The organism is Rhizobium nepotum 39/7 (assembly GCF_000949865.1).
Lineage (GTDB): Bacteria > Pseudomonadota > Alphaproteobacteria > Rhizobiales > Rhizobiaceae > Agrobacterium > Agrobacterium nepotum.
This window is the reverse complement of the sequence record NZ_JWJH01000018.1, coordinates 56,975-77,405: the sequence shown is the minus strand read 5'-3', so window position 1 is coordinate 77,405 and position 20,431 is coordinate 56,975. Positions and strand designations below refer to the sequence as shown.

13 protein-coding genes, 2 tRNA genes and 1 pseudogene are annotated in these 20,431 nt (G+C 60.4%); 4 read left to right on the top strand and 12 right to left on the bottom strand.

The window, feature by feature from the left end; translation table 11 throughout:
* Both RS75_RS25790 and RS75_RS18740 read left to right on the top strand, forming a co-directional pair.
* Positions 1-190: pseudogene (locus RS75_RS25790) on the top strand (L,D-transpeptidase family protein); the annotation flags it as partial.
* The gene (locus RS75_RS18740; protein ID WP_045023284.1) at positions 187-423 is read left to right on the top strand and encodes a sulfurtransferase TusA family protein; all 237 of its coding nucleotides are present in this window, start codon (positions 187-189) and stop codon (positions 421-423) included. The pseudogene RS75_RS25790 and the gene RS75_RS18740, both read left to right, overlap by 4 nt.
* A gap of 224 nt (positions 424-647) precedes the next feature.
* Here the strand turns inward: RS75_RS18740 and RS75_RS18735 are convergent, their stop codons facing one another.
* Both RS75_RS18735 and RS75_RS18730 read right to left on the bottom strand, forming a co-directional pair.
* Entirely contained in the window at positions 648-1,796 is a 1,149-nt protein-coding gene (locus RS75_RS18735) for a CobW family GTP-binding protein (RefSeq protein ID WP_045023283.1), read from the bottom strand.
* Positions 1,797-2,006: 210 nt separating this feature from the next.
* Entirely contained in the window at positions 2,007-3,065 is a 1,059-nt protein-coding gene (locus RS75_RS18730; protein WP_045023281.1) for a D-alanyl-D-alanine carboxypeptidase family protein, read from the bottom strand.
* 224 nt (positions 3,066-3,289) lie between these two features.
* Between RS75_RS18730 and RS75_RS18725 the strand changes: the two genes are divergently transcribed.
* Entirely contained in the window at positions 3,290-4,453 is a 1,164-nt protein-coding gene (locus tag RS75_RS18725; protein ID WP_045023279.1) for a M20 aminoacylase family protein, read from the top strand.
* 422 nt (positions 4,454-4,875) lie between these two features.
* Here the strand turns inward: RS75_RS18725 and pbpC are convergent, their stop codons facing one another.
* The 6 genes from pbpC to RS75_RS18695 all read right to left on the bottom strand — a co-directional run bounded on the left by pbpC (position 4,876) and on the right by RS75_RS18695 (position 14,998).
* Positions 4,876-6,954, bottom strand: coding sequence for a penicillin-binding protein 1C (gene pbpC / locus RS75_RS18720; RefSeq protein WP_045023277.1), 2,079 nt, complete (start codon positions 6,952-6,954; stop codon positions 4,876-4,878).
* Positions 6,951-12,407: an alpha-2-macroglobulin family protein gene (locus RS75_RS18715; protein ID WP_045023276.1), complete on the bottom strand. Its 5,457-nt coding sequence runs from the start codon at positions 12,405-12,407 to the stop codon at positions 6,951-6,953. The genes pbpC and RS75_RS18715 overlap by 4 nt, the downstream gene beginning before the upstream one ends.
* A 121-nt stretch (positions 12,408-12,528) precedes the next feature.
* Positions 12,529-12,717 carry a Trm112 family protein gene (locus RS75_RS18710; protein ID WP_045023275.1) on the bottom strand — a complete coding sequence of 63 codons (189 nt, stop codon included), beginning with the start codon at positions 12,715-12,717 and terminating at the stop codon, positions 12,529-12,531.
* 9 nt (positions 12,718-12,726) lie between these two features.
* Positions 12,727-13,398, bottom strand: a complete 672-nt coding sequence (locus tag RS75_RS18705; protein WP_045023274.1) for an LON peptidase substrate-binding domain-containing protein — start codon at positions 13,396-13,398, stop codon at positions 12,727-12,729.
* Positions 13,399-13,466: 68 nt separating this feature from the next.
* Complete coding sequence (gene trxA / locus RS75_RS18700) at positions 13,467-14,435, bottom strand: thioredoxin (RefSeq protein ID WP_045023272.1); 969 nt, start codon at positions 14,433-14,435, stop codon at positions 13,467-13,469.
* Positions 14,436-14,488: 53 nt separating this feature from the next.
* Positions 14,489-14,998 carry a prolyl-tRNA synthetase associated domain-containing protein gene (locus tag RS75_RS18695; RefSeq protein ID WP_045023270.1) on the bottom strand — a complete coding sequence of 170 codons (510 nt, stop codon included), beginning with the start codon at positions 14,996-14,998 and terminating at the stop codon, positions 14,489-14,491.
* A 256-nt stretch (positions 14,999-15,254) separates the two neighbouring features.
* On the opposite strand from RS75_RS18695, the gene RS75_RS18690 reads away from it, so the two are divergent.
* Positions 15,255-15,329: transfer RNA gene (locus tag RS75_RS18690), tRNA-Gly, on the top strand.
* 633 nt (positions 15,330-15,962) lie between these two features.
* Here the strand turns inward: RS75_RS18690 and RS75_RS18685 are convergent.
* The 4 genes from RS75_RS18685 to RS75_RS26390 form a co-directional block, all read right to left on the bottom strand.
* A tRNA-Met gene (locus RS75_RS18685) sits at positions 15,963-16,039 on the bottom strand.
* 135 nt (positions 16,040-16,174) lie between these two features.
* Positions 16,175-17,371 (bottom strand): tRNA 2-thiouridine(34) synthase MnmA, encoded by a 1,197-nt coding sequence (mnmA, locus tag RS75_RS18680; RefSeq protein WP_045023269.1) that lies wholly within the window; start codon positions 17,369-17,371, stop codon positions 16,175-16,177.
* Between the two features lie 206 nt (positions 17,372-17,577).
* Positions 17,578-18,768, bottom strand: coding sequence for an OpgC family protein (locus RS75_RS18675; protein ID WP_045023267.1), 1,191 nt, complete (start codon positions 18,766-18,768; stop codon positions 17,578-17,580).
* A 510-nt stretch (positions 18,769-19,278) separates the two neighbouring features.
* Positions 19,279-20,361, bottom strand: a complete 1,083-nt coding sequence (locus RS75_RS26390; protein WP_045023266.1) for a Tim44 domain-containing protein — start codon at positions 20,359-20,361, stop codon at positions 19,279-19,281.
* Between the last annotated feature and the right edge of the window lie 70 nt (positions 20,362-20,431).

The following is a 20,431-nucleotide window of genomic DNA, read 5'->3' as shown; positions in this document are numbered from 1 at the left end:
ATCCAACCCTGCCCCTGCGGCCCCGACAATGGTTGCCGCCACCACCCCCGCGCCTGCCGTCCCCGGAAAGAGCGGAGCTGCCGCCGAGGGTACTCCCGTCCCGACCATGAACCCGCTCGCCTTTTCCGCCGCGCCGCCACCGGAAGCACCGGAAAAGAAGTCGTTCTGGAAGTTCTGGGCCAAGGAATGATCGACACGACTGACATAATTTTCGATTTGAGGGGGCTTAAATGCCCCCTTCCGGTTTTAAGAAGCCGCAAAAAGCTCGCCACCCTGAAGGCGGGCGACATCCTGACCGTTGAGACGACCGATCCGCTGGCGGTCATCGATATTGCCCATATGTGCAATGAGGACGGGCATAGGTTGGTTGAGACTGTTGCTTTGGATAAGGGGCATCGGTTTCGGATTGTGAAGGGCGCGTAGTCCGCTCACCACCGGGGTACCCCCCTCTGTCCTGCCGGACATCTCCCCCACAAGGGGGGAGATCAATTGAGGCAGCCGCTCGTTCCATTGCAACGTCGGACATTGCGGTCTCAGCCGCCTATAAAAATCTCCGGAACAAGCCGCTTGTCGATCTCCCCCCTTGTGGGGGAGATGTCCGGCAGGACAGAGGGGGGTGCCCCGCTGCCGCAAACTTTGCCTACCCCTTAAAACCGCAGCCCCGAAACCGCCAGCGGATTATCCGTCATCGCCTGCCTGTCCGGCCGGTCGATGCCCGGCGCCCCGGTGAAGGCGGCAAACAGGTCCTGCACGAAAGCTTCCGGCAAATCCTTGGTGATCAGCACCATGCGTGTGCGTTGGTCGGAAGGATTCGGCCATGCAGCAAGGCGCTCCGGCGTGTGGAAAATATTCTGTACCCCATGCAGCACCAGCGGCCGGTCGGGATTATCCGACAGCTTGACCACGGCCTTCATGCGCAGCAGCTTTTCCCCATGCGCCGAACGCAGCAAATCCACGAACATATCGATCGCCATCGGCTCGATCGGCTTGTCATGAATAATCGAGAAGGAGCGGATCGACGCATCGTGCCGGTTCACATCGTGATGGTGATGGTGGTCGTCGTCCTGGTCCCCATGATGGTGGTGGTGGTGGTGGTGGTCATGCCCGTGATCGTGATGATCGTGTTCCGCCTCTTCGCCCAGCCAGCGGCCGACATCGGCATTTTTGCTGCCGGGATCGTAAAGACCGTTGTCCAGCAGGCCCGCAGCACTCCAGTCGGTCCGGTCACCATCCTCGATCGTCGCACGCGGATTGAGCGCCTGAAGTCGGGCCGTCAGTGAGGAAATGGCGGAAGCGTCGGCAAGCGCGCGCTTCGTCATCACCAGCCGGTCGGCCACCGCCGCCTGTTTCACGGCTTCCTCGTGATTATCCAGCGTGGAAAGGCCGTTCACGGCGTCCACCACCGTCACCATGCCGTTCAACACGAAATTCTGCGCGATCACCGGATTGCCCATGACCGATTGCATGACGGGGGCGGGATCGGCCAAACCAGTGGTCTCGATCACGACTCGCTTCACCGGCTTCAGCTTGCCGGTCTGGATACCATCCATCAGTTCCGCCAGCGTATCCACCAGTTCGCCGCGAACGGTGCAGCACAGGCAGCCTTCCGCCAGTTCGATAATACCCTCACCAGCGCTTTCAACCAGCATATGATCGATGCTGACATCGCCGAATTCATTGATGATGATAGCGGCGTCGCTCATTACGGGGTCTTTGAGAAGCCGGTTGAGCAGCGTCGATTTTCCGGCGCCGAGAAATCCGGTGATGATGGAAACCGGTATGCGATCGCGAGACATGCCTTGCCCGTAAGTTGACGGCCGCTCCGGCGGATCGTTGGACGATATTTGACCCGGAGCCGCGCGATAATGACAAAAAATCGCCCGAGACCTGAGGGCCACGAGCGACACTGTAATATCATAACAAACTGGAGCTGCGAATACACAATCCGCAAAGCTTTTCAGGCGCAGCCCCCCACCCTCATGCGTGAAGAGAGCGGCCACACGCCATTAGAACGTCGGGCGCGGGATCGGGATCGGCACGTTGGCCACTTGTCCCTTGGCGCTGGCACCCTTGGGGGTATTGACCGCCACCGTTTCGCTGCCCGGAATGAGACCCGCGAAGGAATATTCCGGTGGGCGCGTCATTTCCGTGACGTAGGGCGAATGGATAACCATGCGGCCGGTGTCATCGCGGCTTTCGCTGCGCACCTTGGCCGCCTTCGGATTGCAGATTTCGGCGCTGACGTCGTTTACCTCGCCGGTATCGCCATAGGGCGCCAGCGAGGCGAGCGAAACGCCTTGGCCCGAGGGCGCGGTCAGTCCCATCTGCAACAGGTCGGCGGACTGGTCGGTTCGCCCGGCAAGGCTATCGGCGCCCAGAACGACGGTAATGACCGAGCGGCCGTTGCGCACGGCGGACGACACCTGGTTGAAACCGGAAGCGCAGATGAAGCCGGTCTTCATGCCGTCTGCGCCATCGAAACGGCCAACGAGCATATTGAAGTTGGCGTAGTCCTTCTTGCCGGTGGTGACACCTTCCAGCGAGAAATAATGGGCGTATTCCGGGAATTCCCGCTTGATGATCAGTGCCAGAAGGGCAAGGTCACGCGCCGTCGTATATTGCCCCTTGCCGGGCAGGCCGTTGGCATTGATGTAATGGGTGGAGCTCATGCCCAGCCGCTGCGCCTGCGCGTTCATCTGCGCCACGAAATTGTCGCTGGTGCCGCCGATGGTTTCGGCAATCGCCACGGCGATATCATTGGCGGATTTGATGAGCAGCAGCTTCAGCGCACTGTCCATCGTCAGCCTCTGGCCGGGCTTGAAATACATTTTCGAGGCCGGCTGGTCGGCGGCCTTCTTGCTCATCACCACTTCCGTCTGCGGGCTGAGCTTGCCGGCCCTCATCTGCGAAAACGCGATATAGGCGGTCATCAGCTTGGTCAGCGAAGCGGGATACCACTTGCGGAACGCTTCCTGATGGGAAATCACCTTGCCGGTTTTGACATCGACTACCATTTTCGGGTTGGCATGCGCCACCGGCGCTGCGGCAACAAGGCCCGCGGTCATGATGGCAACAGCTGCGGAGAGCCGCCGGGCGGCGTTTGGCGATTTAAAATTCTGTGGCAAGGCGTGTCCTCGAATTCCCGTCTTCGGTCAGGGAATGGCAATATTCACCATATATGTCCTAGCAATGGCAAAGTACATTGATTACGTCAATTATGCGGCGCACTATCCACCACGGAGGATAGGCTTTTACCAGATGCCGCGCCGATGAACCCAGGAATGAACGTATGCCGATTTTGAACAGAGCCGCCGAACTCCAGCAGGAAGTCAGCGAATGGCGGCATCACCTGCACGAAAACCCCGAGATTTTGTATGATGTCGACAACACTGCGGCCTTCGTCGCGGACAAGCTGAAATCGTTTGGCGTTGACGAAATCGTGACCGGTCTTGGCCGCACGGGCGTGGTCGGCATCATCAGCGGCAATGCTCCCGGCAACCGCACTATCGGCTTCCGGGCGGATATGGACGCTCTTCCCATCCTTGAAGAAACCGGCAAGCCCTGGGCCTCCAAAACGGCGGGCGCCATGCATGCCTGCGGCCATGACGGCCATACCGCCATGCTGCTGGGCGCCGCCAAATACCTTACCGAGACACGTAATTTCGCGGGCAAGATTGCCGTCATCTTCCAGCCTGCCGAAGAAGGGGGCGCTGGCGCGCTTGCCATGGTCGAGGACGGCCTGATGGAGCGCTTCGGCATCGATGAGGTCTACGGCATGCACAACATGCCGGGAATTCCGCTTGGTGCATTCGCCATCCGCAAGGGCGGCATCATGGCGGCACCGGACAAGTTCTCGATCACGGTCAAAGGCCGTGGCGGCCATGCGGCACAGCCGCACCGCACCGTCGACCCGATCACCATCGGCGCGCAGATCGTCGGCAATCTGCAGATGATCGCCTCGCGCAACGCCGATCCGATCCGCTCGGTGGTCGTGTCCGTCACCCGCTTTCACGCCGGCTCCAGTCACAACATCATCCCCAATGACGCGCTGATTGCCGGTACGGTGCGCAGCCTGGACGAAACGGTGCGCGATCTCGCGCAGGATCGCATCAAGCAGATGGCGGAAGGCATAGCGCTTGCCAACGGAGCGGAAGCCGAGGTCGTCTACGAGCGTTATTGCCCGGTGACCTTCAACCATGCGGACGAGACCGACCACGCAATCCAGGTTGCCCGCGATGTGGCTGGTGAAAAGAACGTCGATCCCGATGTCGATCCTTCCATGGCGGGCGAGGATTTTTCCTTCATGCTGAAGGAAAGGCCGGGCGCCTTCATCTTCATCGGCAACGGCGATTCGGCAGGACTTCACAATCCCGGCTATGATTTCAACGACGACGCCATCGCCTACGGCATTTCCTACTGGGTGAAATTGGCCGAGCAGCGTCTGGCGAACTGATTGCCGGCTAACGCAAAGAAAGCCGAGAAAGAGATCGACCGCGGCAAAGAACGCGGTTGATCCGCCGGCTACGGCAGGTTAAAGAGCAGTTCAGTGTCCACGTAGCTCAGCAGGATAGAGCACAGGATTCCTAAAGCAAATTGGGGGTTGCGCCCGGAAACGACGCAATCGATCTGCTCAAAGTCGGGGAAAGCTTCGCTGGTCTTCCAGCATGCCAATCCCGAGCCAAGCTCCGGAGAAATCCGGTGAAGGTGTAGAGACTGGATGGGCAGCACCTAAAGGCCGAAAGGCCCATGGTGAAGGGACAGTCCAGACCACGAACGTCCTATCCGATGGAGATGGACGGCGGCTAAAGCCGAAGTGGTATGAATCCTGGGGTCGGAGGTTCGAATCCTCTCGTGGACACCAAATTTCCTGCAAAATCACTCGATGAAAACGCGCACGCTCGAAGCGCGGCCATCGGCGTCGATCACCGTCAACGTTGAGAACCCCTGCCCTTCCGGCCGCCATTCACTGTTGCGGCGATGGGAGGCATCCGGCAGGGGCATGCCGTTGGCGAGCCAGCGGAACGGCGCGCGCCCGCCCTGCAACTTCAGCACCAACGGTGAAATGCCCGATTGGCTGGAGAGTTCAACCCGTGCGCCTTCGGGCGGATAAACGATGCGCGGGGCGCTTTCCCGTCTCGAGGCGGAAAGTAGGCCGCTTGCGGTGAGGGTGAAACGCCGCTGGTTGGCGGGAAGGTCGCTGACGGCGACCCGCGCGACGCCTGATGGTGCGGCTGGCATCGGCGTGATCGCCACGCCAGATTTTGCGAAAGCCTCAAACAGGATCGGGGCCGCCGTCGCGTAACCGGCAATGCCCGGCACTGCGCCATTATCGGCGCGGCCGACCCAGATGCCGATCACATGCCGCCCGTCATAACCCACCGACCAGGCATCGCGGTAACCGTAGCTGGTGCCGGTCTTGTAGGCGATGCCGCGCTGCTTCATGCCGAGCGGCGGCAGCACGCCGGACAGGATGTCGGAGACATTCCAGATCGCGGCGTCGGAAAACAGCCGGTCGCCGCCGAGCCGTTCCGGCACAGAGCGGATGCCGTCCCCCAGCCGCACGGGATCGCTGCCGCCGGCAAGAACCGCATAAAGCTGCACCAGATCAACCAGCGAAATGCCCGCACCGCCGAGTGCGATGGCAAGCCCCGGCGCCTCGCTGGTGGGAAGCACCAGTCTCACGCCCATCCGCCGGAAACGCACCATCAACGCAGACGGGCTAACCGCCTCCAGAAGCTTGACGGCGGGCACGTTGAGCGACAGTTGCAGCGCCTGCCGGATGCTGACATCGCCCTGGTAATGCATGTCGAAATTGCGCGGACGGTAACCGGAAAAATCGGCCGGACGATCCTCGATGATGGTTTCCTGCCCGACGAGACCGTTTTCGAAGGCGAGGCCATAGATGAATGGCTTGAGAGTAGAGCCCGGCGAGCGCACGGCGCGGCTCATCTCCACGAAACCGCGCCTTGCCGTATCGAGATAATCCGCCGAACCGACTTCGGCCAGAATATCGCCCGTCTGCGCGTCGGCCATGACGATGGCGACGGAGACCTTGTCCGTCAACTTTTCCACGGCATGGCGGGCAACAGCTTCCAGTTCCCGCTGGATCGGCAATCTCAGCGTCGAGCGCGCCTCTGCGGCATTCGAAAATTTCGCACGCGCGGCTGCGGCCATATGCGGCGCATAGGCCGGCAGATCCCGTCGGTTGGCGGGAACGGCAGCCAGGGTCGCCCGCTCCGCCTCCCCTTCGCCCACCACGCGTTCAACGGCAAGGCGCTGCAAAACCCGCTCGCGTGCCTGTCTTGCCGCATCCGGGAAACGGTCCGGACGGCGTTTCTCCGGCAATTGCGGCAGCGCCACCAGAAGTGCAGCCTCCGCCGTATCAAGCCGACCGGGCTCCTTGCCGAACCAGGCGAGGCTTGCAGCACGAATACCTTCGAGATTGCCGCCATAGGGCGCTATGTTGAGATAAAGATCGAGGATTTCCGCCTTACTGAGCCGCCTTTCGATCTGAAGCGCGCGCAACCCTTGCAAAAACTTCGCCGAAAAGGACCGATCGGTGCGCGGTTCGATCAGCCGCGCCACCTGCATGGAAAGCGTCGATGCGCCGGAGACGATCCTGCCATTGCTCGCCAATTGCCAGGCGGAGCGCAACAGTGCCCACGCGTCGACGCCGTGATGGTCGTAGAAGCGCTGATCTTCATAGGCCACCAGCATCCGCAGGAACTGCGGATCAACCTCGGCGGCGGTGGTTTTCAGCCGCCAGCGGCCATCCGATGTCGCGAAAGCGCGCAGTAGCCGACCGTCGCGGTCCAGCACCTCGAAGGACCTTTGCCGCGCGGCCTCCAGCGGCGGCGGATAGGCCCTGTCCAGCGCATCGAGACCGAAGGCCGCGCCGCCTAAAAGCAGCACGGTCGCTACGATGCCGAGGATGATCGCCTTTTTCCGCCTCATGGGGTTGCCGAACGCACCTCCATGCGGCCCGTTGCCGTGCGGGCGGCAAATTGCGGCCGGTACATATCTTCCACCGACGCAGCCGGATGGTCATAGGTGCCGGGGGTGACGGCGCGCACCACATAGGCCAGCGTGATTTCCGAACTGTCGCCAGCGGTGCGGTCGAAAGCCGCGACGAAACGGTCGTAGCGGAACTCGGTATGCGCGGCTTCCGTTTCCGGCAACCAGTCGAAATTCGAAAGGGCTGCCGAATTGACGAGGCTTGGATTGTCGATCTCGAAACCCGAAGGCAGGAGGTCGGTCACCAGAATGCGCGCCTGCCAATCGTTTTTCGGGACGACGTTCAGCACCGCCACATAACGCTCGTTCTGCATCACCTCGCTCGGGTTCACCTCCTCACCATCCATGGAATAATAGGTGCGTGTGATAGTGAAGCCCTCACCGCCTGCGGCAAGCGGTTGTGCCGGCGGCGCGACCGTGGTGACGACAGCCGTAACCGGATCGGCGGAGGCATTGGCGATCTTCAAGGGAGCCGCCAGCAACTCGTCGCCGCTCATCCGCTTGCCGAAACCGCCGGTCTGCAAATCGCCGTTCACATCGAGACGGATATCCTTGTCCTCACCTTTGACGGCGCGGGCGGCAAGCAGCATCCATGCCTGTTCCTGGGTGCTGGTATAGGGTTTCTTTTCCCATTCCTTCGCCACCGCACCGGCAAGCTGCGGCACGACAGCCGGAACCGGACGGCTTTCCGCCGCAAGTGCCAGCGTCGCCGCACTATCGCGCAGCGCGGAACCGTAATCCGCCCGTGCGAAGCTGACATTGGTGGCGCGGCTTGCCATATCGAGCGACGCGCCGAACACGGCCTTCGAGCGGGCCTGATCGCCATAAAGCGAGAGGGCTGCGGCAACCTGCGCCTTGGCGAGCGGCGTCGGGAAATCGGCAAGCGCCGTATCCGCATAATATCTGAGATCGTTGATCGCCGCCTTGCGATTGCGCGCCAGCACGTAAAGCGAATAGGCGATCTCGTTGCCGCGATCCTTGACATTGCTGTCGTAGGAAAGGCCGTTTTGCAGGTTGTTCAGCGCCTGCACCATGGCCTGCTCGGGAACGTCGTAGCTCTGCTCGCGCGCCCTTGTCAGGAAGTCGCTGATATAGGCATCGAGCCACAGATCACCGTAACCGGGCGACCAGAGGCCGAAACTGCCCGAACTCGACTGGAACGACAGCACCCGGTAGATCGCCTCCTGCACGCGACGGCGTGTATCGGGGTCCTCGGCCATGCCGCTATCCTTGGTCATTTCCGAAAGATAAAGCAGCGGCAAGGCGCGGCTCGTCGTCTGTTCGGCGCAGCCGTAAGGATATTTGTCCAGCATCATCACCAGTGCCGGGATATCGAAGGCGGGCGAACGCGTAACGTTGACGGCGACGGACGAACCGAGAAGCATACTGTCGGCCAGAAGGTCGCCATTGATTGTCAGGCTGCTATTGGGCGCGATCTTGATTTCACGCCGCGTCGTGACCGGCAGAACCGCCGGGCGCACCGGAACGTTCAGAACCTGCTCCAGCGAAAGACCGGCAGCATTGGAGACCTTGATGGTGATCGCGCCATTGCCGGGCTGTTCGCCCGTCAGCGGAACGGTCAACGAAGACTTGGCACCTTTTTGAAGCGCCAATGTCTGCGACATCTCGCCCTGATCGACCGTCAGCACTGTGTTGCTGGTAACATCCAGCCGGTAGTCGCCAGCATCGCCATCGGTATTGGCGATATCGAGCCGCAATTGCGAGACATCACCGGGTGCGAGGAATTTTGGCGCACTGGCCGTTACCACGACTGGATCACGAATGACGGCGTCGGAGACCGCGTGTCCCACGCCGGTCTTCGTCCAGGCGACAGCCATGATGCGGGCTGTGCCGTTGAACTGCGGAATATCGAAGCTTACCGTCGCCTTACCATCAGCATCCAGCTCAACCGGGCCGGAGAAGAAGGCCACGAGCTTTTCGGTGGGCGGGCTGCCCTGAAGTGCTGCCCCTCCGCCATCGCCGCCGGTGCGCAGACGGCCGGTGGCGCCAAGCGAACCGTCGATCAGGCGACCATAGAGATCGCGGATTTCCAGCCCCAGCCGGCGCTGACCGAAATACCATTCATCCGGCTTCGGCGGCTCGTAGCGGGTGAGGTTCAATATGCCGACATCCACCGCCGCGACGATGGCATAGGCCTTTTCGCCCACGCCCGCGCCGGCAACGCTGATCGGGATTTCGAGCGGTTGACGCGGCAGCGTCTTTTTCGGCGCGCCGAGCGTAACGGCAAGCTTGCGTTCGGCTGGGTCGACGGCAAGCCATTTGATGCCAATGGCGCGCATCGGCATACGGCTTTCCTGCGCATCACCGGGGCGGAACAGCGTCGCCGTGACATAGGCGCCCGCGCCCCATTCCTCGGTGACCGGAATATCGATCTCGCCGCCATCCTCACCGATCTCAGTATTCTCAACGGAAATCAGCTTTTCCGAACCGGAGGTCACCATCAGCTGACCGGCAAAACGCGACGACACCTTGAGTTTGGCCGTATCACCGATCTTGTAGTTTTGTTTGTCCAGAGCAATTTCCAGCGCATCCGGCGTTTCCGTCGAGCTTGCCTCGACATAGAAACCGGCGTCGAATTCGACGCTGGAAACCGGAGCACCATTGCCCGCCCCTTCCACTTCCAGCCGGTAGCGGCCCCAGGTGACGGGCACGGAAATCTCGCCGCCATTGGCATCGACGGAAACGGTGCCTGCTTCCGCCTGCTTGGTATATTCCACCGGCTCGTAACGCCAGGAGTTGCCCTGGCGGTACCATTGATAGTTCCGCTCGACCTTGATGAGTTTCCAGTTGAGACCGCTCATCGCCTGTTTCGCGCCATCGGCTGAAACGCCGATAATGTGGAACCGTCCGACGGAGTTCTGGGCGAGATCACCCGAAAACTGCGGCTTTATGCCAATCACCGGCGCTTCCGACCTGATCGGCAGCGTCAGCGACCGCTCCACCGCACGGCCACCCGCCTCTTGCATGCGCACGGTGATGTTGGCAGAAAGGAGCTGCGTGGTGGAGGGCAGATCAGTCAGATCGACATTGAAGCTTGCCTTGCCTTCCTCGTTCAGTACCGGCAGATCAGCAAGCGAGGTGCGGTTTTCCTCTTCGCTTTCCTCATCGGCCAGACCGAAGAAATAACCCTCGAAATCGGCGCTCGTGCGGGTCGGCTTGATGGCGACCTCGCCTTCCAGCGTCAGGCCTGCGGCAGGCGCGCCGTAGAGATAACGGCCATCCACGTCGATTGCCGCTTCCGCACCCGGTTCGATCTGTTTTACGTTGCTGGAAAGGTCGAATTCCGTACGATCGGGCACGAAATCATCGACCAGAAAGCTTTTTTCGCTGATCGCGGGTGTTTTCGGATCGGTATGGATACGCAGCGTCCATGTGCCGCGCATGGCGTTTGCCTGCAACGGCAGATCAACCGCATGTCCGCCCAGAGCCTTGCCATCACTGACGAAACGCCGGTCCTCAACGCCATCGGGGCGTGAGAAGATAAAAGTCAGCGGCAAATCCTCGATTGCCTTGCCGTCGACATCCCGCGCAAGGGCTGCCGCATGCACGGTTTCGCCGGCGCGGTAGATGCCACGCTCTGTCCAGCTGAACACGTCGATGGCGCCGGGGGCTGCGCGGCCCGTCACGCCACGGTCGGAGAGATCGAAGCCGGCGCGTGTCATGTCCAGAAAGACGTAATCCTTGTCGCCATTGCGCGCCGTGAGGATTGCGGGCGCCTGCGCCGCCGTGCCGCGCATTAGGCCCGCCGAGAACACCGCCCTGCCGTCCGCGTCAGTCTTTGCGGTTCCAAGCACTTCGTTGTTCTTGGCGAGCAGCTGCAAATCCACGTCTGCAAGCGGTTCGGCGCTGCCAAGGGCGCGGACGAAGACGTTCAGGCCATCGGTTCCAGCATAGGTGGTGATGCCCGTATCGGAGACGAGGAACCATTGCGTGGCGCGCGAATCCCATGTCTCCGGCGCGGTGCCGGCCGGCACGGCGGTCAACACATAGATGCCCGGCTTGCGCTCCGGCAGGGCTTCGTCCACCGGAAAGCTCGTCACCACATCCTTGTTGAGATCAGGCTGAATGTCTATCGCGCCTTGCCAGACCAGTTCGCCGATTTCGTTTTCGATGCGGTCGGCGTTGTAGCCGTCCATCTGCGTCAGAAACTGCGAGTTGGTGAGCAGCGCGGTGATGTTGCGGTCACCGACGCGATAAACCTTCAGATCGGCCTTGTCGGCATTGACCGAAACAATCGGAATGCCGCGCCGCGCCGTGCCCGGCAGCACGAAGTTCTCGCCCGTGAAGCGCACGCTGGCTGCGCGATCTCGCACATAAATATCGAGATCGACCTGTTTTTCCAGCGGCTCCTCCACCGAGGATGGCAGGCCGGCGCGCATGGAGATCTTGTAACGCTGGCCGTGCGACAGCCCTTCGACGCAGATCTCGCTGCCCTTCGCCTCGACGGCCTTGGGTGCTGCGCCATCCAGCGTGACGAAAGAGGAATAATCGATGCCGTTCTTCACCAGCGGCTCGGAAAATTGCACGCAGGCACGCGGGCTGACGCTATCCGTGTCGATCGTATTGTTGATGACGCGGAAACCCTGACGCGTGCGCAGATCGGCATAGGCCGCCTTGGTCTGCGCATTGTCGGAAAGCGTGAGGCTTTCCTTGTAGGTATTGAGCGCTGTGCGATAATTCTGGGTCTTTTCGAAAGCCTGCGCCAACCGGTTCAGCGCCTCGGTGCGGGCGCTCACCGTGCGGCTTAACTGATAGGCATTGATGGCGGCGGAAGCGGCCTGTCCCGCAATCGCATAATTGTTGGTGACCTGCGCCGCCTTTTCTGAAAACTCCGCCCAGAGCGCACCGTCGTCAGGCGTGATCGCAAGCGCTGCTTTGTAAGTCGCAACCGCTTCGGCAATATTGCCCGCAGCCGCCTGCTGCCGGGCCGTCTGCACCAGACTTTCCAGCCCCTGGCCCTGCTGTTCCTCGCTTGCGGCAAGGCCGGATTTCAGCCGACGCGCTTCCTGCTGCAGGCTATCCGTCACGAAGGACAGGCGCTGCGGCGCGCCGATATCGGCTTCAGCGACAACCTCCACAATCTTGCCGGCAACGGCACCGGGAAAGGCGTTGAGCTGATTGAAATCCGATTTTAGGAAGCACCACTGCACCTTGGGATTGTAGGTGAAGGCCTTGCAGGCGGTATCGCCGACACAAATCTCGCCGCATTGCTCCAGCGAGACATTCTGTTCGGTTCTGAGATCGAAACCGAAATAGTCGCCATTTTTGGTGGTGACAACCTTGCGGGAAGGCTCCGCCGCCATGGCTGGAACAAAAATGATGGCGGTTGAGACCGCAACCAACGAGATCCGAACGAGAGCGCGCAACGACATCAGTTTTCTCCCCGCAACAGACGTGCCGGGCGGGACTCTGGTCAAATCCACGCACGGTTGTCAACGCGTCATCGACAATTCTCGACACGACAATGAGCAGAGGCCGATAGCGGGGGAAAGGTTAGTCTTCGATCTTGCGCGCTTCGGAAATCAGCATGATCGGCACGCCGTCGCGGATCGGGTAAGCGAGCCTGCCGCTCTCGGAAACCAGCTCGTTGCGGGCGCGGTCATAGGAAAGACGCCCCTTCGTCAAGGGGCATACCAGCAGCTCCAGCAGCTTGGGATCGGCATTGCTCATCCTGTCGTCCATGGCGCGATCCTATTGCAGAACCGTACCGCCCTCGCCCGACCCCTGGGCAAGAACGATCTCGGTGATGGCGATCAATGTTTCGGCCCGCGTCCTCAGGTCGGGAGCCTCCAGCAATGCCTGCTTTTCAGCCGGGCCGAAGGGAGACATCATGGAAAGCGAGTTGACGAGAACGCGATTGCCCGCCCTCTCCACGCTTTCCCAATCCGCTTCGAGCTGGTTGGCATCCAGAAACGCGCGGAACACCCGCAGCAGGTTCTCGCGATCCACCGCATCCTCGTCAATTTCGCCGGAAAGATCGGCGAGGAAGGGTGCGTGCCGGAAACTGCGGTAAGGCTTGGCCGCATCCACCTCTTCCAGCAGACGGAAGCGGCAGACGCCGGTAAGCGAGATGACGTAACGCCCGTCTCCCGTTTCGGAAAAGGAAGTAATGCGGCCGAGACATCCGACGGCACTCAGAGGACCGCCCTCAAGCCCCGCCTCCATGACATGAAGGGCCGGCTGCACCATGCCGATGAGCCGGTGGCCCGCCAGTGCCATGTCGATCATCGCAAGATATCTCGGCTCGAAGACATTGAGCGGAAGATGGCCTTCCGGCAAAAGCAGCGCGCCCGGCAACGGGAATACCGGCACGGTTTCCGGCAGATCGTCGTTCTTCACATATCTCGCATTTCCGACATGCATGGGATCAAGCCCCCTGTTTACTGCTGCCCGGCCGGCGGATCAACCGCCATGGCCGGGATATGCCCGCATTACGAAAACAATATCGCCGAAAGCTTCCTGCGGCCCGCGACACTTGCCGGGTCCTTGAAGCCCCAGGCTTCGAAAAATTCCAGAAGCTGGCGGCGCGCGCCGTCATCATCGAAGGTCCTGTCCTTGCGCATGACGTAGAGCAGATGGTCTGCCGCCTCGTCGCGTCGCCCCTGAGCGTTCAGAACCTTGGCAAGCTTCACCCGCGCCTCGTAATTATCGGGATCGAGCGCGAGATCACGTTCCAGCGCCACCGGATCGCCGATCTTGCGGGCTTCTTCATATTGGGCAATCTTTTTCGTGACGAGCTGAATGCCCGCATCCTCGGCGACTTCCGCCGGCAGGGACGAGAGGAGTTCGCTTGCCCGTTCATATTGCCCGACGGCAATCATGCATTCGGCGATACCAGCGATCGCGGCCGGGTTTTCCGGATCGGCCTGCATGACGGCGCCGAACAACTGCGCCGCACCATTATGATCGCCATCGGCCAGAAGCTGCTTCGCCTCGGCGAGAACAGCTTCGATCTCAGCTTTCGGATCACCCGCATCGGGTCCGGCGATCTTGTCGATGAACTGCTTGATCTGACTTTCCGGCACGGCGCCCATGAAGCCGTCCACCGGCCTGCCATCAGCAAAGGCAACGATGGCGGGAATGGACTGGATGCCGAGCTGGCCCGGAATAGACGGGTGATCGTCGATGTTCAGCTTCACGAGCTTCACGCGGCCATTCGCCTCGTTCACGGCCTTTTCGAGCACCGGCGTCAGCTGTTTGCAGGGGCCGCACCACGGCGCCCAGAAATCCACCAGAACCGGCTGGTGGCGAGATTCCTCGAGAACATCCTTGGAGAAGGCGGCCGTCGTGGTGTCCTTGATGTGGCCGGAGGACGCACCGTTGAGGTCCCCGTTATATTGCGCGTTGCCAGACATCTGTCCGCCATAGGAACTGCCGTAAGGATTGTTCGTGCCGCTCATGCCGGTCTCCCGTAATCTCTGTCGTACATCTTAGTTGAAGCAAAGATCGTATCTCACTCGCTGACTTTCAAGACAAGCGGCGTGTGGCCGGTCGCCTCGAGAAAGCGAATGAGATCCTTGTTTCCTATCGTCGTCGTCTGGTCGTTGGAAAGCGGATGACCGTTGATCAGCTCGTTTTCCAGAAGATTGCTGTCGAGCACGAAGGTCACCTGCCCATCGGTGTCGTTGATGGCGCCGAAAACGGTGACCGATCCAGGCACGACGCCCAGATATTCGAGCATTTTTTCCGGTCTGCCGAAGGAGACGCGACTTGCCGCACCAATCGTCTTGTGAACGCTCTTCAGATCGACGACCGCATTTTCTTCAACGGTCAGAACGAAATATTGATCCTTCTTGTCCTTCACAAAAAGGTTCTTCGTATGGCCGCCGGGAATGAGGTCGCGCAGCGACTGGGATTCGGCAACGGTATAGACCGGCTCATGTTGTTTCGTCTTATGTTCGATGCCGAGCCCGTCCAGAAACGCGAACAAGTCCGCTGCCGTCTTCGGAGAATTTTCCGCCATATCCTGCTGCCTGCCTTAGCCTGTTCCGATATCTTCTCCCTCATGATTAAGGCGGCAACCGGAGCTTGGCAACGCGAGAAAAAGGAACGGGACGAAAATTCCCAATCATTTCCGCCGCTTGTCGCATTTCTCAAAGAAATTTTCGCGTTTTTGTCATTTCCCTGTTGCATTCCAAAATCGATTGAGCGATATAGCGCCCGTCGCCGCACTGCGGTGGCCCACGGTTCAGCGTACTACCCCGGACCGATGGATTTGAGCGGGTGTAGCTCAGGGGTAGAGCACAACCTTGCCAAGGTTGGGGTCGAGGGTTCAAATCCCTTCGCCCGCTCCAAGTTTCCCACAGACAGAGTTTTTGACGGAAGTCATCAAGTGCTGCCGCGAAAAATAAGCGGCCTGCCTCGGAACAGCTTTCACCCGCAAGGCGTTCTCCTGCGTTGACCAACGCCGGGGGAACAACCCATGCCCTTAAATCTCAGAAGCAGCGCCCTTATTACCGCATTCGCGATCCTCGCAACGCCGATAGCGTCTTTCGCCGCCGACACGATCCTTTATGGTCACGATCAGGTCCCAGGACACAAAACGCACTATCAGCCACGCGCAACGGAACGTACCTATACAAATCCTGCGGAAATGCGCTGCACCGACAACCTCGTATCCTACCGATCGCCTTATGAACAGCATACCGAAGTGGTCACGCTCTGCCATCCGCCGTTAAATTGGCGCGCCGAGCCATCCACCGCAACAATATGGTCGCCATGATCTTGCCATAATTCATTTGATGTGCTTTTGTTCAGCCGCCCTTGTGGGAGGGGGTAAAGGTTGAGACCCGTCGGCTGCATTTGACAGCGGGCGGGTTTCCCTTTTTTTGGCGACCGCCACCGGTTGGCACCAGGATCGAGGCCGCTTTTCAGCCTTCGACAGACGCCGAAAATACACCAACGCATTTTTTAATTCTGGATGAAAATGGTAGCGGGAGAGGGACTTGAACCCCCGACACGCGGATTATGATTCCGCTGCTCTAACCACCTGAGCTACCCCGCCACAGTGGAAACATGACAGCCATATGACCGCCCGCTCCATCAGGATGAGCGGCTTATAAGGTGCCGCTCCCTACAGTGTCAAGCGCAAGATGCGCAAAAAATTCGCTTTCCGCGTAACCGCAAAAAGCGAATTGTTTCAGGCGGCAACTGGCTTTTCCAAAAGCGCCTTCAGCGAAGCCTCGGCTTCCACCGAGCGTTCCGAACGTTCGATGAAGCCGCCGCCGTAAACGCGGGCGTCGGCTCCCGGTGCGGAATAGAGCACGCAGGCTTGACCGGGGGCGACACCGGCCTCGCCGGTCATCAGATCCACATAGATGCCGTTTTCATCGGTGTGGAGCACCGCTTCCATTGGCGGGCGGGTGGAGCGCACCTTTGCGAAGCAGGTAAACCCCTGCCCCGCCTCGTCTGCGAGCGCGCCATCGCCAAGCCAGTTCATGTCGCGCAGATAGACACGGCGGGTTTCCAGCGCCTCGCGCGGGCCGACGATGACCCTGCGTCCGCGCGCATCGAGATGCACGACATAGAGCGGCTCTCCCGTCGCGACACCGATGCCCCGGCGCTGACCGATCGTATAATGCACGATACCGTCATGACGGCCGAGCACGCGCCCATCCAGATGAACGATATCGCCGACCAAGGCCGCATTCGGCTTCAGCTTGTTGATGATATCGGTATATTTGCCCTGCGGCACAAAACAGATGTCCTGGCTGTCCGCCTTTTTGGCGACCACGAGCCCCATATCTTCCGCCAGCGCCCGCGTTTCCGCCTTGGAGAGACCACCGAGCGGAAACCGCAGATAATCGATCTGCTCCTGCGTGGTCGCAAACAGGAACCAGCTCTGGTCACGGTCGCTATCGATCGGGCGATAGAGCGCGCGGCGCCCAGGCTGACTGGCACCGGGATTGGGGCGCGAGCGGATATAATGGCCGGTCGCCAGCGCATCGGCACCGAGTTCCCGCGCCGTGGCCAGTAGATCGGCGAATTTTACTGTCTGGTTGCAGGCAACGCAGGGGATCGGCGTTTCCCCCATCGCATAGGCTTCGGCGAAGGGATTGATGACGGTTTCGCGGAACCGCGCTTCGTAATCCAGCACATAGTGGGGAATGCCGAGCGTTTCGCAAACCCTGCGCGCATCGTCAATATCCTGCCCCGCACAGCAGGAGCCGGCGCGATGCACGGCCGCACCGTGATCATAAAGCTGGAGAGTAATGCCGAGGACATCATAGCCCTCGCGCTTGAGGATACCGGCCACAACAGAAGAATCGACGCCACCGGACATGGCGACAACGATCCGGGTATCTTCCGGCCTCTTGTCAAAATCGAGCGTATTCACGTTTTTTCCCATCGTCAGTCATAACGGGGGTAAAGGCCCCGCCGCCTGTCGGTCATCCGCCGCGGGAGCTTCAGTCGAAAAACCGACCGTCCTGCCTCGCCGTCATGCGGATTTAAGGGCTGCATATAGAAAGGAATGGCCGCGCACGCAAGTACGGGGCGAAAACCCGCCCCGTAAAGGCATTAGATCCAGGTCGTCACAGGCTGTTAAGCGCCCGCCGTTTTCTGGCCGCTGCCGCCAATCCACTTGTCGCGCTCCCTCCACAGGGCCGGCAAGGCCAACAAACCGATTGCAGTGAGGGCGATCAGCGTCTTGCTGACCTGCGACAGTTCCGCCGTGCGGCCATCCAGATAATAGATGCCGTAGACGATCGCCACATGCCAGACATAGACCTGAAGCGAATGGCGGCCGAGCAATTGCAGGAACTTCAGCGAAAGCACCCAGATCACGCCCTCGGCGATGGAACGGACCAGCGGACGGTGGTGATTGGGCCCCGCGATCACCAGCCAGGTCAGGCCGACACCGACAGCAAGGAAGTTGATGAGGTAGACCGGACCGAAATCGGCGCGGATCTCCATGGTCGAAAACTTGCCCATCATGAATTCCGGCATCAGGCCCCAGGCGGTGGCGATGCGCAACGGCATGAAGAACAGGCAGATGACAAGGGCGGCCTTCGGCAGCCAGGTGTGCTGCGGCGAGAAGATCGCCTTCCACGGGATACGGTTCTGCGCCGTCATCGCGCCCAGCACCAGCGCCGAATAGAACACCAGCTGCCAGCCGAGAAGGTTGAAGCTGACACGGATGCCCTGTTCGTCGGCGCCCTTCACAAGTTCGTTGAGCGGCGTCGTCACGATCTGCTGGAGACCGAGCTGGCCGGCCATCCAGACCAGCAGCGAGCCGGCCATGACATAGGCCCACTTGCCATCGAGGCAGAGCTTAACAAGGACCGGAGCAAACAGCATGTAGACGATGTATTGTGGCAGGATATCCATGAAGGTCGGCTGGAAGAGGAACGTCGCGATGGCCGCAAGGCGCAGCGGATCGTCGAACGTCGTCATACCGAGCCAGTTGTACCAGATATAGGGTGCATGCGGAATGACCATGCGGAAGAACAGCACGGCGATGACGAGACCCATCGCATACCGGTAAAGCTCCAGCGCCCGGTTCCAGATCATCTGTTTACCGGCGTCATAACCGTATTTCATCATCTTGCGGGCATAGACCATGCCGATCAGCAGGCCGGAGAGAAACACGAAACCCTGTGCATCCTCAACGAATGCAAACTGCCGATGGTTGATTTCCACCAGCCAGAAACCGCCGGCGAACACCAGATGGTTGATCAGCATGAAGACGAGGAAGTAACCGCGCATCCCGTCGATCAGGTCAAAGCGTTTCATTTCGATAGCTCTCCATTCTCGCGGGCCGTGCATCGCCCGGCCACGGCCCGGCTTGCTGAGGGCGAGCCGGGGTTTGGATTGTCAACGCTGTTTTGCGCCTGTGGTTCCTTTCCAAAGCGGTTTAGAAACGGCGCGAAAAGTAACATTGACGTGTGTACATTCTGGTTAGGATGCAGGGACTGAACACCGGATGAATAAAAAATGGCGATTCCGTGGAGCCTCCAAGCCATGCGCCGGCGAGATGCCTCAACAACGAGCGCGTAAACCCTTGCATGGCAGGGACAAAAGCGAACAACCCGGCTTACGGGCCTGCAGATATCACCCGTTAGATTTATCATCGTTTTTCGGGAGTGTTTTGCCCTCCCATCGGTTTTGCCGAGCGACCGGCAGAATCACTGGAAAAGCCGCGAAGGGGAATGATATCCGGACATCGCCAATCATGACAAACGAAAGCCCGGAGGTTCGTAAAACCTCCGGGCCATTTCATTCAGCTAGGGAATATGTGTCGCCTCAGGCAGCGGCCTGAATAGCGGCGACCTGCCAGTTGTCGTTGCCGCCACGGCGTACGAAGGTCCACATTTCCACCGCTTCGGACGGATGCTGCTCATCACCCTCGATTACCTTTCCCGAGGTGCGATCGCGCATAATGTCGATGGCGGAGTAGCGCATGGCCACCGTCGCATAATCCTGGCCCTCTTCGTGCCAGGCTTCGGCAACGTCGCCCTGCAGCAGCTTCACGTCGCGCACGTCGTTTTTCACGCCGCTCGTGGCATTGTCGCTCAGTTCCTCGGCAAGATAAGACATGGCTTCCGGTGTCGTCAGCTTGCGCAACGTGCCGTAATCCTCGGCCGAATAGGCAGACTGAACGTCTTCCAGCATTTTCTGGAAAGTTTCGAGGTCGCCCTGCGTAACACCGATCTCGTCGCCTTCAGAAATGGCGTTTGCATGCGCCACCGGCTTCGCCGTTGCGGCAGAAGCCACGGCCGCGCCGCCCGCAGCACCGGCAAGCGCGCCGATCTTCGGGATTTTGAACGAGGACGTCGAAGGTGCTGCCTGCGAACCGCCCTTAAAGGAGGAGCCGGAATTATCCGTGCGCGCCGAGCCGTTTGCCGCGCCAAAAGCGGGCTGCCCCTGACGGCGCGATGCGAAGAAGCGCATGGCGAACATGACCAGAAGGCCGATCAGCGCTGCCTGCAGCAACATGCCGAAGAAACCGGCCATGCCGCCAAAACCGCCGCCCATCAGCATGCCGAACAGGCCACCCATCAACAGGCCGCCCATAAGGCCACCCATCATGCCGCCAAACAGGCCACGGCTCTGCTGCGGCGCCTGTGCGCCGGGACGGGCCGGCTGGGCCGCGCTGGGCGTTGCCTGGTTCTGCTGGGTATTCGGCGTCATGCTGCGGTTGATCGGCGCGGTCTGGCCGGGTGCGGTGCTGGTCGATGGCGGCGCGGAAAACGTCCTTGTGCCACGGCTACCAAAACCGCCGCTGGCGCGGCGTGCTTCCGCCATGTCGACGGCGACGAAAGATACCGCGATACCAAGCGCGGCGACTGCGAACAAACCCTTGAAGCGCCGAAAGGCAGCAAACATTGTTATCTCCTGTTGGCCGCCCTCCCATGAGCAGCTGTCAGCAGGCGATATAGCAACTCATGATCATCAT

Excerpts from the sequence above, each read along its gene's own strand:
- RS75_RS18740 (WP_045023284.1), top strand. The coding sequence starts at position 187 with ATGATCGACACGACTGACATAATTTTCGATTTGAGGGGGCTTAAATGC.
- RS75_RS18735 (WP_045023283.1), bottom strand. The coding sequence starts at position 1,796 with ATGTCTCGCGATCGCATACCGGTTTCCATCATCACCGGATTTCTCGGC.
- RS75_RS18730 (WP_045023281.1), bottom strand. The coding sequence starts at position 3,065 with ATGACCGCGGGCCTTGTTGCCGCAGCGCCGGTGGCGCATGCCAACCCG.
- RS75_RS18725 (WP_045023279.1), top strand. The coding sequence starts at position 3,290 with ATGCCGATTTTGAACAGAGCCGCCGAACTCCAGCAGGAAGTCAGCGAA.
- pbpC (WP_045023277.1), bottom strand. The coding sequence starts at position 6,954 with ATGAGGCGGAAAAAGGCGATCATCCTCGGCATCGTAGCGACCGTGCTG.
- RS75_RS18715 (WP_045023276.1), bottom strand. The coding sequence starts at position 12,407 with ATGTCGTTGCGCGCTCTCGTTCGGATCTCGTTGGTTGCGGTCTCAACC.
- RS75_RS18710 (WP_045023275.1), bottom strand. The coding sequence starts at position 12,717 with ATGGACGACAGGATGAGCAATGCCGATCCCAAGCTGCTGGAGCTGCTG.
- RS75_RS18705 (WP_045023274.1), bottom strand. The coding sequence starts at position 13,398 with ATGCATGTCGGAAATGCGAGATATGTGAAGAACGACGATCTGCCGGAA.
- trxA (WP_045023272.1), bottom strand. The coding sequence starts at position 14,435 with ATGAGCGGCACGAACAATCCTTACGGCAGTTCCTATGGCGGACAGATG.
- RS75_RS18695 (WP_045023270.1), bottom strand. The coding sequence starts at position 14,998 with ATGGCGGAAAATTCTCCGAAGACGGCAGCGGACTTGTTCGCGTTTCTG.
- RS75_RS18675 (WP_045023267.1), bottom strand. The coding sequence starts at position 18,768 with ATGAAACGCTTTGACCTGATCGACGGGATGCGCGGTTACTTCCTCGTC.
- RS75_RS26390 (WP_045023266.1), bottom strand. The coding sequence starts at position 20,361 with ATGTTTGCTGCCTTTCGGCGCTTCAAGGGTTTGTTCGCAGTCGCCGCG.